General features: G+C 56.6%; 10 protein-coding genes. All 10 read right to left on the bottom strand.

Features of this window, described 5'->3' with window-relative positions; translation table 11 throughout:
* Positions 1 to 26 precede the first annotated feature (26 nt).
* A complete protein-coding gene (locus Tam1G_RS06465; RefSeq protein WP_243394871.1) occupies positions 27 to 1,184 on the bottom strand; it encodes a DUF3322 and DUF2220 domain-containing protein in 1,158 nt (385 codons plus the stop codon).
* A gap of 18 nt (positions 1,185 to 1,202) precedes the next feature.
* Positions 1,203 to 4,733, bottom strand: coding sequence for an ATP-binding protein (locus Tam1G_RS06460; protein ID WP_101625887.1), 3,531 nt, complete (start codon positions 4,731 to 4,733; stop codon positions 1,203 to 1,205).
* Position 4,734: 1 nt separating this feature from the next.
* Positions 4,735 to 5,547: a DUF4194 domain-containing protein gene (locus Tam1G_RS06455; protein ID WP_242689623.1), complete on the bottom strand. Its 813-nt coding sequence runs from the start codon at positions 5,545 to 5,547 to the stop codon at positions 4,735 to 4,737.
* 2 nt (positions 5,548 to 5,549) lie between these two features.
* The gene (locus tag Tam1G_RS06450; RefSeq protein WP_101625885.1) at positions 5,550 to 7,088 is read right to left on the bottom strand and encodes a DUF3375 domain-containing protein; all 1,539 of its coding nucleotides are present in this window, start codon (positions 7,086 to 7,088) and stop codon (positions 5,550 to 5,552) included.
* A 60-nt stretch (positions 7,089 to 7,148) separates the two neighbouring features.
* Entirely contained in the window at positions 7,149 to 8,348 is a 1,200-nt protein-coding gene (locus tag Tam1G_RS06445) for an ABC transporter permease (protein ID WP_165781928.1), read from the bottom strand.
* A 10-nt stretch (positions 8,349 to 8,358) separates the two neighbouring features.
* Positions 8,359 to 9,039, bottom strand: coding sequence for an ABC transporter ATP-binding protein (locus Tam1G_RS06440; protein WP_101625883.1), 681 nt, complete (start codon positions 9,037 to 9,039; stop codon positions 8,359 to 8,361).
* Positions 9,036 to 10,151 (bottom strand): peptidoglycan-binding protein, encoded by a 1,116-nt coding sequence (locus Tam1G_RS06435; RefSeq protein WP_101625882.1) that lies wholly within the window; start codon positions 10,149 to 10,151, stop codon positions 9,036 to 9,038. The genes Tam1G_RS06440 and Tam1G_RS06435 overlap by 4 nt, the downstream gene beginning before the upstream one ends.
* A gap of 12 nt (positions 10,152 to 10,163) precedes the next feature.
* Positions 10,164 to 11,000: a hypothetical protein gene (locus Tam1G_RS06430; protein ID WP_101625881.1), complete on the bottom strand. Its 837-nt coding sequence runs from the start codon at positions 10,998 to 11,000 to the stop codon at positions 10,164 to 10,166.
* Positions 11,001 to 11,103: 103 nt separating this feature from the next.
* Positions 11,104 to 11,934, bottom strand: a complete 831-nt coding sequence (locus tag Tam1G_RS06425; RefSeq protein ID WP_101625880.1) for a hypothetical protein — start codon at positions 11,932 to 11,934, stop codon at positions 11,104 to 11,106.
* A gap of 213 nt (positions 11,935 to 12,147) precedes the next feature.
* The gene (locus tag Tam1G_RS06420) at positions 12,148 to 13,092 is read right to left on the bottom strand and encodes a hypothetical protein (RefSeq protein WP_133124986.1); all 945 of its coding nucleotides are present in this window, start codon (positions 13,090 to 13,092) and stop codon (positions 12,148 to 12,150) included.
* Positions 13,093 to 13,097: the final 5 nt, after the last annotated feature.

Below are 13,097 nucleotides of genomic sequence, written 5' to 3'. Positions count from 1 at the left end.
CAGAAGAACTCTCCTCTGGAGTAGTCCTACTTCGGGAGCATGGCAGGGACACCGAGCTTACGCAATTCCTCAAGCGCATTGCAAATGGGAATTCGTTCTTGTTCGATGCGGCGATAGCGAAGGGTCGCGTCACTGCAAAGTTGCATATACAGTTTTCGTTCTGATTCCCGTAATCCCAATACAGGCTTGGGTTCTCTCAACTTAATTTCGGCACCGCGTTCGGTCAGCTCAGTGCCAAACTGGCAATAGCGATTATATGCGGTAGAGTCCATTAAAATTGAGTCGCATGGGACGCCTGATTCACGCAGTGATGACAATATTTCCAAGCCATCAGCGTCCATATCTCCCCAATAAACGATATGCATATTTCGCAACGCTGATATCTTTGGAACCGCATTGCTCACAGCACTACCAGAGCCCCATATGCATATACCATTGGGAATAAGGGGCATAGACTGATAGGTGTCTTTATTCTCGACAACAATCACATATTTCGCGCCTGCGAATGCATCACCTTTCCATGGAAGCAATATGATACGTTCGAGTTCAATGTCGTCATACGCGGGATCAAGATAACGGAATCTAAGTTCTGTTGGGCGGCCTGCAAGGTTTAAGGATTCGATGCCAAGAAGTTGGCAGATGGCTTTTCGACGTTTTGTTCTTGTCTCATTGAGCCATTTGCTGCTGAATCCAGTCAAAGGCACTTGCCTCGGTGTGATGCCGGACACGTCATTATTTTGAAAATAATGCGCTGCTTTAACGATTAGGTTGAAATCCAGCTCTTCTTCATTGTTTGTCATCCGAACCACTGCTGAGATCGTCTCAGGACTAACACTGAATTCAGCAGATAGCCAGGCGATGCGACGGCGGATTTTTCGGTACTCTTCTACTTCTGATTTTTTGAGTATTCGTAGTACCGTCAATTCGTCTGGAACCGCGATTTTGGATACCAATTCAACAGGAGTCCCTATTACACGATGCACCGTTTCAAATTTGCAACCGCATTTATTCGCCCATTTTTTGATAGCGTTATTGTTATTATGCACGGCAACAGCGTTAGCTTCTAGCAAGGCCTTATTGGGTAATCCCACTGATATGGTAATTGGCCAGGTCAGCGCGATATCAAATTTATGGTTGTTTATATGATTACTGACTTGCTCAGTAATTGCTGCTACATCTTTCATCGTCACCATAGCGCATCATTACCGTTCTTCCGGTAACGGTTGATTCGAGCCGAATGGGGCCTCTTCCTCGATGCCGTCCAGGCTGGCTTCGCGCAGGGAGGTGAGGCCGGTGTCGGGATCCTTGTAAGTCACGTAGGCTTTGGTGGACACCTCGAGGATTTCGCCGGTCTTGCTTTCCGGAGCGGAGACGATGACCTGGAAGCCCAGGCGCGGCAGCACGCTCAACGCACGCTGCGTATAACGACCGTCCGCCTTGATGAGCGCCTCGTCAAGGAACAAGGTGGTGTAGCTCGGCTTCAGGCGGTTCTCCATGCCGCCGCCCAGCAGGTAAATCAATGCAGCGCCATACACGAACGAGGTGAGCTCCTGCAATGCGCCGCCTGATCGACCGCCGGTAGAAGTGATGCGCTCGTCCGGGCCGTCCGCATGGTGCACGATGGCGTAGAACGAGGAACGGCAGCGTGGGTCGAGATTGCGGGCGCCGTATTGCTTGATGCCGTTCGTATCCTTGACTTGAGCGAGCTCCTCCTTCAGCAACGCGATCATTGGAGCGCAAGCGGCGAAGGCACGGCGGGACTCGGAGCGCTTTGCCGAATCATCCGATTCTCCGGCAGTGCTTTTCCAATCGTTCAAGATGCCGATGGCTCGCGTGAGCTGACTGGAGAACGCACGTTCCGGCCGGCGCACATCCGCCTGCAGGGACAGACTGCCGTGCTTGGGGCCGAACTGCTGGCCTTTGAGCATGGCGTTGATGCGGTCGAGCTGGTCATGGATGTCGGTGGCATCAGTGTCGATGGCTCGCTTGATAGTCAGGAAGCTCATCAGCAATTGCTCGAGGCAACGATGGTATTCGGCTTCCGTGGCCGTGGTGGCAGCCAGCTGTGTAAGACTTTCGAGCTCATCAAGGTAATAGCGGTAGTCCTCCACGCTGGCGGTGAGCGCATCATCATCCGCCACCCAGATACCGATGTAGGTGCTCATCTTCGATTCGACGGCCGTACGTGCCGCGGAAGCCTGCGCCTTCAGCATGGTGATACGCGCATCGATATCCTTGACCATGCCAGTGAGAACCCGTTCGGCGAAATCAGATGAGGCAGCCCCAGCGCCGATGATCATATGCGCTCGTATCGCCGCACCTTCCAGTCCAGCGAAACGATTCTCATAGGCTTCGGCCAGAACGGCAGTCACATCGTTCGGCATAGCCGGAGCAGTCGAAGCTTCCGCACCGGTCTGCTCTTGCGTTGGTTCCGTATGATGATTCAGCCATAGGAGTGCCGCTTCCACAGCTTGTGAGGCCGAGGTTGCAGACTGTTCGGCTCGCATGCGTCGTTCGTCCAATTGCTCCAGTTCAGCAGTCAACTCATCCTTGCGAGCGGCAAGTTCGGCGAGCTTGGGATCGTTCTTGATAGAAGCAATGGAAGCTTCGATATCCGCGATGCCCTTGCGCGCTCCATCGATATCGATGCGTTCCCAGGATGTGTAGGCGAGCTGGTTGGCGAGTTCGAGTTCGCGATGCAGCTTATCTGATTGCTGCTTGGCTGCAGTGTAATCGTCGTCCGCCTGTTCCAATGCTTCCTGAGACTGGCTAATCTGCTGCTCGAGATTTTTCAGATAAGCTTCATTGACGAAGCCGATGACCTGTGCGCGATCTTTGATGCCGTGCTGGCCACGTGCACCGGATTTGATCTGACCGTCCGTCTGCACTTGACGAGTGGTGCGGTCGGTGTCATCGATGGTACTCACGCAGAGTGCATCGTAGCGTTCGGCTTGGGTCTGCGAGCGCAGCCATCTGGCGAACGGCGAGTCTTCGCGGTAGCGCAGTTTGCCGGAGAGCCAGTCGTCTTCTGCATGCGCAGATTCGCCAATGTCGGCATGGTTATCGTTGGCTGCATAGTCGCGTGCGGTGTCCACGAATTGCCAGGTGCGCCGGCTCATCGCATGCGGGTCGATGGTGCTGACTTTGGCGGCGAAGCCTTGTTCGTGGCGCTTGTCCACCAGGATGGTTTGCGCGAAGGAACCGTAGGCCACGTTCATGGCGATGCGCCATTGTTCGTCGGTTTCCTTGACGTCCATGAGTTCGGCCACGTATGGAAGGTCTGCCGGAGTCAATCCGGTGGCGCGTACCAACATTGCACGGGTTTCATCCATGTGCTGGGTAATGCGTGTGCGCTGGGATTTCTGGCGATCGTAATCGCGTTGCAGTCGTTCGAGTGCGTCTCGGGCTGCTGCTCGCGTGTTCATGGCTGCCGCGAGCTGCTCCTCGCATGCGCTGACGCGTTCATCGTAGGTGCGTTTGAATTCCACGGCGTTGATGCGTCGTTCGGTCCATGCCTGTTCGCTGACGGGTAGTTGTTCATCAATGGCTGCGAACGTTTGTTCGATGCGTTTGCGGGTGGATTCGGTCTCCTCCAACGCTCGTTTGGCTTGATCCAGCTCCATTTCGAGGCGGGTGAGGTTGCCACCATCGAGTCCTTGCATTTGGCTGCGGATCATGTCGATGCGGCTGCGCAAGTTTTCGGCATTGCGTCGCGTATTGCGTGCTTCGGACTCGTGGGCTTGCGCTTCGCTGCGGTCGATGGGCAGCTGTGCGCTGACTTCCGCGCGCATGCGCGTCATGGCCCAATCACGCAATGGTGCTGAAACCGCCTCGTCATCGTCGCCCGCAACAGCGTCGAACATATGTACGCGCTGGTTGGCTTTGGCGTACTCGCCATAGGCGTTTTGGATGCCGTGCAACGCATCCATACGCTTGGTTTTCTCCTCCATCGCATGGAAGTTCGCGCCATAGCGTTCGTAATCCTCAACTGTGGCGCGCGCGAGTTCCAATGCTTCCGGTACGCCGAGCACGCCTTGTTTGAAGATGTCGTCGAGCTTGGATGGCGCGTCCGCGGACTGGATCTTATGCAGCAGTCGGCAGGCTTCCTCGCTCAGGCCCATAATCGACCAGATGTGACTGTGGAAGGCCTCAGCGCTGGGGAAGGTCAGGCAGTCGGGGTAGGCGTCGCGCAATTGGCCGGGCGTGAACGGTGATTCACGATATTGGTCCATGAGCCTTGGGTCGATGGGCTTGCCCCAGACCGCGTATTGGCGGCGAACGTCGGCGCGGCCATCGCCGGGCATCAGATATAGGAATTTGGCGCAGGACAGGATTTGCCCGGAGGTCTGGTTCCGGTAGGTGTCCACGATGGCTCCCCATACCGCCTGCGGTGCTCCGGTCGCCTTGTCTTTGCCGCGCAGGTAGATGGGTTCGTCGCCATGCTCGGTGCTGCCCACGCCGATCATGCCCCGCAAATATGTGTAGTCGCTACGTTCTGAACGTCCGGAATTGGATGCTTTGTTGAACGGCGTGCCTGTCGGGTAGAGCAGGGAGATCTGCGCATCCACCAATGTGGATTTGCCGGATTCACTGGCGCCGGCGAGCAAGGTCACCGGGAGGGTGGAGTCCGTGGAGGGGCGGAACTCGTGATAGCCCTCGTAGGAGCCCCAGTTGACGAGTCGGCGGCTGACCATCATCCAACGGTCGGCGATCATCTGCAGTTCAGCTGCCATCTCATTCCCCTTCCTTTACAGTGTCGTTCGTATCGTTTGCATCATCATCTTCGGCATCGCCGGACGCTGCTTGCGCGTCGCCGTCCGATGCACCAAACAATGGTTCGGCAAAGAGGCTTTCATCCGGAATGTCCTCGGTTGATTCCTCCGAATCAGAGTCCGGGTCTTTCTGCTCGGTTTCCGCATCGTTGGACTCACGCGTATCGTGGGCATCATCCAGGTTTTTGGCCGCGGTGTCCAGCCAGGTGTCGGCCAGTTCACGGTCAAGTACCACGGGCACCAGTGGGGTGATGAGATACATGGCCTCATCATCCAGCCGATTCAGGTACCCGTAGGTAATCATCGCGGAGACGATGGCGCTCACCTGCTTCAGTACGCCTTCCTCATCGTTGCGCGAGGCGAGATAGCCGGCGCCGGATGCGAGCGCGGCGCGAATCTCCTCGAAGCTCACCAGCCATTCGGATTGATCGGTTCTGGTGTTTTCGTATTCGAGCACGCGGATGCGCAGGAAGGCGAGCAAGGCAGCCTCCTCGCGTTTCAGACTGGCGCGGGTTTTGAGCGCTCGCAATGCCACGTTGTCGTTGGCCACCGGAGTGGCGTACATGATGCGGTAGCGTTCGTTGACTACGAGGGCGAGCAGATCGTTGTTGAGGGAACGTTCCACTGCCGCTCGATTGTCGTTGACCAAGTCATAGAGTTGCCCGGAAATGTAGCGTTCGCGTTTTAAGGCGATGGCGGCCATGCGTGCATCCGCGGTCATATCGCCGTGGTCGTCTTCAAACAGGGCGTATGGGTTGGCGACTGGTTCGCTCATGCTCATCCTTCCTCCACGATGCTGTCAAGTTCTTCCAACGACGCCCATACCGGGCTGGTGATCCAGTCTCTGGGCGTTCCGTCCAAGGCGATGCAATGCCACACCGTATTGGCTGCACTGGTATCTGAGGCTTTGTCTGCCGCTGACGCCGATGGCAGGCTGCCCAGGAAGCCTACGATTTCGCTTTCGCGACGTTCCCGTTCGGGCAGACGGTTGAAACTGGCTGCCACGTTCACTGTGCCGTGTTCGATGGCTGGATTGCGGCGAATCAGCTCCACCATGTGTCGCAAGCGTGGGCCTCCACCTTCGACCATGTCCTTGAGACTGACCTGTAGGACTTGCTGATCGGCTGCCACCGAGGATTCCAAACCCGGAGTTTCGGTATAGGTCATCGAACGTGCCGGGCGCATCGGCAATGGGGCGAACAGTGCACTCGACGTATCGGTTACATATGGTCGTGAAGCGTCGCCGGTGTGGGCTTTCGCATCAGCGTTCAAGTTCACGTAAAGTCGGTTCAATCGACTCATCATCGTACGGTAGCGCGTATCGGTCTGCTGACGCACCAGACGGCTGATCGCCTCATCGGAGACGCGCATCTGATGACGTACCGCTTCGATGCCGTCATAGATGCGGGATAGTTCGTCTCGAATCTGCCCCAATAGTGCCGCGGACTCCCCTGCCAGATACGGGGTTTTCGCGATGTCGCGCAATGCGGAGTCGATCTGTTGGCGGCCTTCGTCGGTGATGATCACTTGGAACGCATCTTCGAAGCGGCGACCGGAATCGGATTCACTGAACGATCGACGGTATTCCTCGTGATACCTGTTCAGGGTTTCGTCCACGCTCATATCGCCGGCCTGCATGCGGCGGCGCAGCGCATCGCCGTTATCGCGTTCGGTGAGCACGAGTTCACGCAAATCGATGGGCACACCGCGGAGGGTGTTATGGATTACTGCGATCACATCCTCCACCTGGGCCTGGCTCAATGTGGCATGCTGCTGGCCCTGTTGGATGCGTTTGATCTCGTGCTTGCGTTCCTTGATCTCACTGTTGAGCAATCGGACGCGCTCGCCGGGGTCGGCGGTCAGCTGCATGCGCGCATGCTCGATCTCCATGATGATGCTGTTCGCCTGTGCGCCGGACAATGCGCGGGATTCGTCTTCCAGACGGCTTAGTGCTTCGATGGCGCGATGCGCGCGGGCGGTGAGCCTGTAGAGGAATCGGTGTGATGCGGCATCATGCGAGTTGGCCAGCCACGCGTAATCGCCTTCGCCTTCGCGGGTCAGGTCGGCGAGGATACGATGGGCCGCGTCAGCATAGGACTGGTCTTTCAGCGTATATTCGCCACTGGAGGCCAGCAGTTCCAGGCTATGCGCGAAGCGTTCCTCCACGGTTTCGCGCGGCAGCTCGCCAGTCAACGGGTCGAAGGCGGCACGCAGCAATGCCACATACAACATGGCATGCTGACGCAAGAGCAGACGGAGCACACCGGTTTCGTAAATCGGCCGCAGACGTTCCATTTCCCGCCTGATATCGCCCATACGTCTCCTTTGCGTCGTGCCAGAATGACGTATCGACGCTAGCACACTGGGAGGAAAGAACTACTCTCCGCGCAACGCCTCGGTGGGCGTCAAACGGGCCGCACGAGATGCCGGATAGAAGCCGGCGATGATTCCGACCAGTACCGCGGCGCCCCATGCGGCTGGCAATCCAGCCCAATCCAAGGTCAATGGTTGACCGGCGTTGATGGCAACACTCACGGCAGTAGCCGCGCCGATCGCAACGCCGGCCAACCCGCCAATAGCTGACAATAATGTTGCTTCGGTAACGAATTGCATGCGAATATTGCCGGGCGTGGCACCGAGCGCGCGCCGCAATCCGATTTCACCGCGTCGCTCCATCACAGTCACAATCATCATGTTCGCAATGCTCATACCGCCCACGGCAAGCGCGATGGCTCCAATCATGAGACCTAATGTGGTAAGCGAATCATTGGTGGCGTTGCGAGCTTGGGACAAATTTGCTGAAGCTGCGACGGACACATTGCCCCCGGAAAGGTTCGCCGCATGTGCAATGATTCGGCGCAAGGATTCAGCATTGCCTGGTTTAGTGCGCACGTAGATTTGGCTGATCTGTTGTATGGATTCCTTTTGATCGGGATAGTTGTTGATCACCCATTTGGCACCAATGATGACGGATGAGTTGATGGATTGTGCCTGTGGGGCAGGTTCAAGAATGCCGATGACGCCGTACCATTCGTTGTCGATGAGGATGCGGTCGCCCGGCTGGTTGACGCCGAGACGGTAGGCTGCTTCGGAGCCGAGGACCGCTACCGGCAGATTTTCATTATACTTGTCGATTCCATGCCCTTGGGCAAACGTGGCATCAACGGCTTTCAGCGCGCCCGGTTTCATTACGGATACAGCCAGTGCGTTGCCGTTAGTTTTCGGCACAAGCTCGTTTTTGAAAACCTGAGCATCCTTAGGCGGGGTCAGGAACACGCCGACCTGTTCAACATCGGGCTGATGGGCGATGGTGTCAGGCGCATAGTCGGGCAACGGTACGGGTTGGCCTGAAGCATCCTGACCGGGAGCCACGACCTGCAGGTTCGCGCCAAGTGCATCAAGCTGAGCAAGTAGGGCGGCCTGGTTGGATGCGGCGATACCGGAAAGCGCCACATAGGCGGCCACACCCAGTGCAATACCCAGTGAGGCGAGAATGGTGCGAGAAACACGGCCTGTGGCACCAATCCATGCCGCATGCAGGAGATCGGTCAGACGCGTGATGAGTGGTTTACGCATGGCTGTCTCCTTATCCAAGTTCCGTAACCACGCCGTCCTGGATATGCAGACGACGTGGAAATCGTGCGGCGATGCTGGGATCATGGGTAACGACTACAAGGCTTGCGCCTTGATCAGCTGCCCCCATGAGCAGTTCGATGATGGCATGGCCGGTGTCGGTGTCGAGCGCGCCGGTGGGCTCGTCGGCGAAAATGATGTCGGGTTTCTTGGCCAAAGCCCGGGCGATGGCCACGCGTTGCTGTTCGCCGCCCGACAGTTGGGAGGGCTTGTGGAATAGGCGTTCGCCAAGCCCCACCTGTTCGAGCGCCTCGGTGGCTTGTTCTCGCCGAGCTGCACGGGGCAATGCAGTGTATTGCAATCCGGTCATCACATTCTCCAGAGCCGAGACGGTGGCGATGAGATGGAATTGTTGGAATACGAATCCGATGCGAGCTGCCCTGAGCACGCTTCGACGCTTCTCCCCCATGTCGGCCACGTTCTCGCCGTCGTAGGCCAGTGTGCCGGAGGTCGGCATGTCCAAGGTGCCAAGCAAGGAAAGCAGTGTGGATTTGCCTGAACCGGATGGCCCCACGATGGCGATGCGCTCACCGTGTCCAATGACAAGTGTCGTGCTGTGCAGAATCTCCAGCGGATTGCCGTCCTTGCCAGCGAACGCTTTGGTGACATGGTCCAGACTCAACAACGCAGTCATGAGACCACCACCTTGTCGCCTTCCTTCAGACCATTCGATTTGGTGATTTGCGTCTGGGCGCCCGCCACCAATCCGATCTCGACGCTGATGCGTTTGACCTCATCGCCACGGATCACCTCGACCGCATACGAATTGCCTGTGCCGGCAATCAGCGCGGTGACCGGTACGATGAGCGTCTCCTCATTGGAGGCATTCGCGTTCGGCACGATGACTTGGATGGCCGCAGGGCCGAATTGCGCCACTTGCGTCTGGTCGGGAAAATCGATGCGCACGGAAGGCGAAGTGACCTGTCCGTCCTTGCCAGTGGATTGACCTCCCTGGTCAACAGCGGCGAGCGTGGTGTCAACCGTGGTGTTATCCGGCAGAATCACTTGCGCCTTGTCACCGGCCTTGAGGGTGGCGGCTTGTGTGGCGGTAATCGTGGATTGCGCGTGCAAGGTCACACCCGTGTAGCTTGCCGGGCTCACATTGGTGTCCCCAAGTTTGGCGTTCACCGTTTTAATGCGGATTGGAGCCGAGAAAGCCAAGGCAACCATACCGGGATTAAACACCCCATTGACCGCGTCACCAGTGAGTCCAAGAGACCGTTGCCATTGTTTGATGGCTTCTCGAGTCAGCCAATTGTAATGCGGCCCGACTTCACCGTTGTAGAAACCAAGTTCCTTAAGATTCTGCTCCAATTGGGTCACATCCGGGCCGTCCGAAATACCTTCTTCGATGGTGCGCCAGAAGGGGCGCTCGCCGTGGAACAACGGCACCGGCGCACCATCCATTTCATACACCTGTTCACCGGTGTTGATTTGTTTGCCGGCAACAGGCAACTGGGTGATGATGCCTGTGGCGGCGGCGAAATCGGAGGCATCGTCATATTGAAGGGTCGCACCGAGCCGGGTTTCAGCGTTCAGTACACCTTTAGTGACTGGCTGCGCGCGCAAAGTAGTCACGTCTATGTGTTGTGTGGATGATTGGCCCGACGCGGTCATATGGCCAATAAGTGTCCACGGGCGTGTGATCACACAGGTTGTGGCGAGACCTATCACGGCGATGAGCACTATGACAGTGGTAATGATTCTGCGGCGTTTGGAGAATCGCCGCGCTTCCGTTCTGGTCATGATACGCTCCGATCAGTTCATTGCCTGCTGGACGGCGAAGGTATCGTATGAGTAATCACCTATCCAGCCGAAGATTACGGGCGTATCGTTTGCCGGGCATTCCTGGAAGAATCGCCGTACATCCTCTTCCGACACGGTGTTTGGGATTGTGATGGTCAATGGGTGTTCGCCGCTTGGATCGGCGATCCAGCTGAAACCTTTGGCGCGAGCATTCTGCGCGTATTGCAATACGGCAGCCTTGTCTTCCTTCGACGCATTGGCCTCTGGGTCCGCAGCACTGAACGTCGATTGTGAAAAGTCAGGGACTGCAGCCTCGCAGGCAGCATAATCGGATTGCTTGGATGCGTATGGTGAACCGGCCATATCCGCTGCGGACCGGAAGATCACATAGTTCCAGTCCTCTTTGGTAATGCTGTTGCCGATACCACCTGACGATTTAACATTTGGATAGAGCTCGGGCGGCGTTGCATGGTAATGCTCCTCCGTACCGTCCTCAAGGTATCTGATTTCGGATTGCGCGGGATTGCCGGCCGCATCAAGTTCCACCACGCCCACCTGACTGTTATCCCATCCGACTGATCGTGCGTCAAAGCCTTTGCTGGTCAGGCAGGATACAAATCGCTTGACCTCGATACTGGGTTCTTGCGGCCCATCATTATCTTTTGAACCCGAAGTACTGGAAGTGTTGGTATTGTCAACAGCTTCCGTATCGGTTCCATTGTTCACCGTGAACGGTGACGAGCATGCGGCCAGCATGACCAACCCGAATGCGGGCACGATTAGGCTGGCTGCTATTCGTTCCAACCCGCAATGGCTCTCGCCCTTCTCGATATTGTGATGTGGTTTCATTGCGTCCCCCTAATTTCCTTATTCCGATCATCGATGATCGGAAGCGAAAGCGATATGAATCATTGTAAAAGATTCCGTGCTTCATTGCCGGATGGATGCGCGTTCAGGACACCACTCCCATGGCCTCATCCATAACTTTGGTGTAGTCATAACCGAAATCATCCGGAGTCCCATCAAAGCCGTATGTGATGTGCGCGTCGCCGACAGGGCACTCCTTGAAGAATCGGCGCAATTCGTCTTCGTTCACGGTTTTGGGGATAAGGATGGTGGTTGGTTCATCGCCGGTAGGGTCGGCAACCCAGCTGAAGCCTTTCTCGCGAGCCTTTTTAGCGAAAGCCAACGCCGCCTGCTTATCCGCATCTGTGTAAGTGGGAGTCTGGCTCAAATCCTGAGCGGGCTGGGAGAAGTTTGGATTCTTGGCTTCACAGTCCGCGTAATCCTGCCGTTTCGATTCATAGGGGCTGCCGGCCAGTGCGGTGGAATCTTTGAACGCCACCCATACCGTGCCATAGTCGATGGAAGTGAACATGGAATTGGCGTACATCTGCTGGGTGGTGGAATCGGTGCTCACGCTCATGCCGTTGTCACCAGCTTCGACCGGCTGACCATTCGCGTCGAGCATGCGAAGCATGACCATGTTCTTGGTGGTTGGGGTTTTCGTCTTGCCTGATGAATCAGGCATTCCAGGCGCGGCCGCGGCTTGTGCTTCGAAGCCTTTGCCAGTCAGGCAGGAAACGAATTTCTTGGCGTTGGCATCTGTTGTGAGGTTATCCGTGGATCCAGAAGCGTTACTAGCATCGCTGGTATTTGATGCTTGATTGGTGAATGGCATGGAACAGCCAGCGAGCGCGATCAGACACAATGCCGATGCGGAAATAGCCGCCGATGTGCGTCTCAAAGTTTGGTTTGTGATGCGATTAAAGGTGCTGGTCATGACGGTTCCTTTCGGCAAACGATTCGTATGTATGCGATGGCTTCATCAAACTCCGATTGCAGTGGTGTGTCGGTGAAGAATCGTTTTACTTTCGCCTTACCTTGTTTGGGAAAACGTTTCAGGATGAATTTGTGTGAATTACTGCTGACTGCCCCTCAGTCGGCGTTTGCCGACAGCTCCCCTGACAAGGGGAGCCGAGGATAAGTCTGCCGGTTACCGCTCGCTGAGGATTTGGTTGTAGGCGGCGCATTGCCCGGAGCAGGAGGTACCGAACGGAATGCCATCATGGCTGGGCCACTGATCGCCGGAATAGGTGTCGAAGAACCGACGCAGTTCCTCGTAGGACACGTTAGGCGGTATTTCCACAGCCTGAGTTTCTCCGGGTGCGGGGTCGGCCATCCAATTGAAGCCGTCCGCACGAGCCTTACGGGCGAAGTCGATCAAGATCTGCTGCTTGTCGGAATCCGTGGATGCTGAACCGGCTGAGCCGCCGCCTGAGGTACTGGAGCTCGAATAGTTCGGTTGCGCGAAATCAGGATTCGCGGCCTCGCATGCCGCATAATCGGCCTGCTTGTCCGCATAGATGGAGCCGGTGAGCGACTTGGAATTCTTGAATCCCACCCATGCGCCTTCCTTGGCGGAAACGATGGTATACATCACGTCCGGATAGAGCGGGTCCGAGTCCGCACTGATTACAACGCCGGGACCAGGCACGATCGGAGTACGATCTGCTCCGAGCCGGCGGACCACCACGGTGGTTTGCGGAGCTTCATCGGATGAGCCGATGGGCAATAGCGCATAGCTTCCGGTGATTTTCGCGTCGAATCCTTTCTCAACCAGGCAGGCCGCAAATCGTTTGGCGATGGTCTCCAGTTCGGCGGTGCTGAAATTGGCTGATGGATCGGTGCCAGTGTCATCCGCTGACCGTGCCGTATCGCCGGTTCCCCTGTTGCTGGAGTGTGTGCTATTGGAACCTGTGTCGGCGGCCTCAGTTCCAGATGAGCAGGAAGCTGTTCCAATCAGACATACAAGTACCGCCAGACCTGCCATCATGCTGCGGATTACCGGCCGCACATATGTTGCACCGCCATTGTGTTCGCGGATCATGATCTGCCCCTCCAATGCTCGTAATTGCCGCTTCGCTGCAGCTACTACCATTCAAC

The organism is Bifidobacterium imperatoris (genome assembly GCF_002860405.1).
GTDB classification, from domain to species: Bacteria; Actinomycetota; Actinomycetes; order Actinomycetales; family Bifidobacteriaceae; genus Bifidobacterium; species Bifidobacterium imperatoris.
The sequence above is the reverse complement of the archived record's forward strand: the minus strand, read 5'-3'. Positions and strand labels throughout refer to the sequence as shown.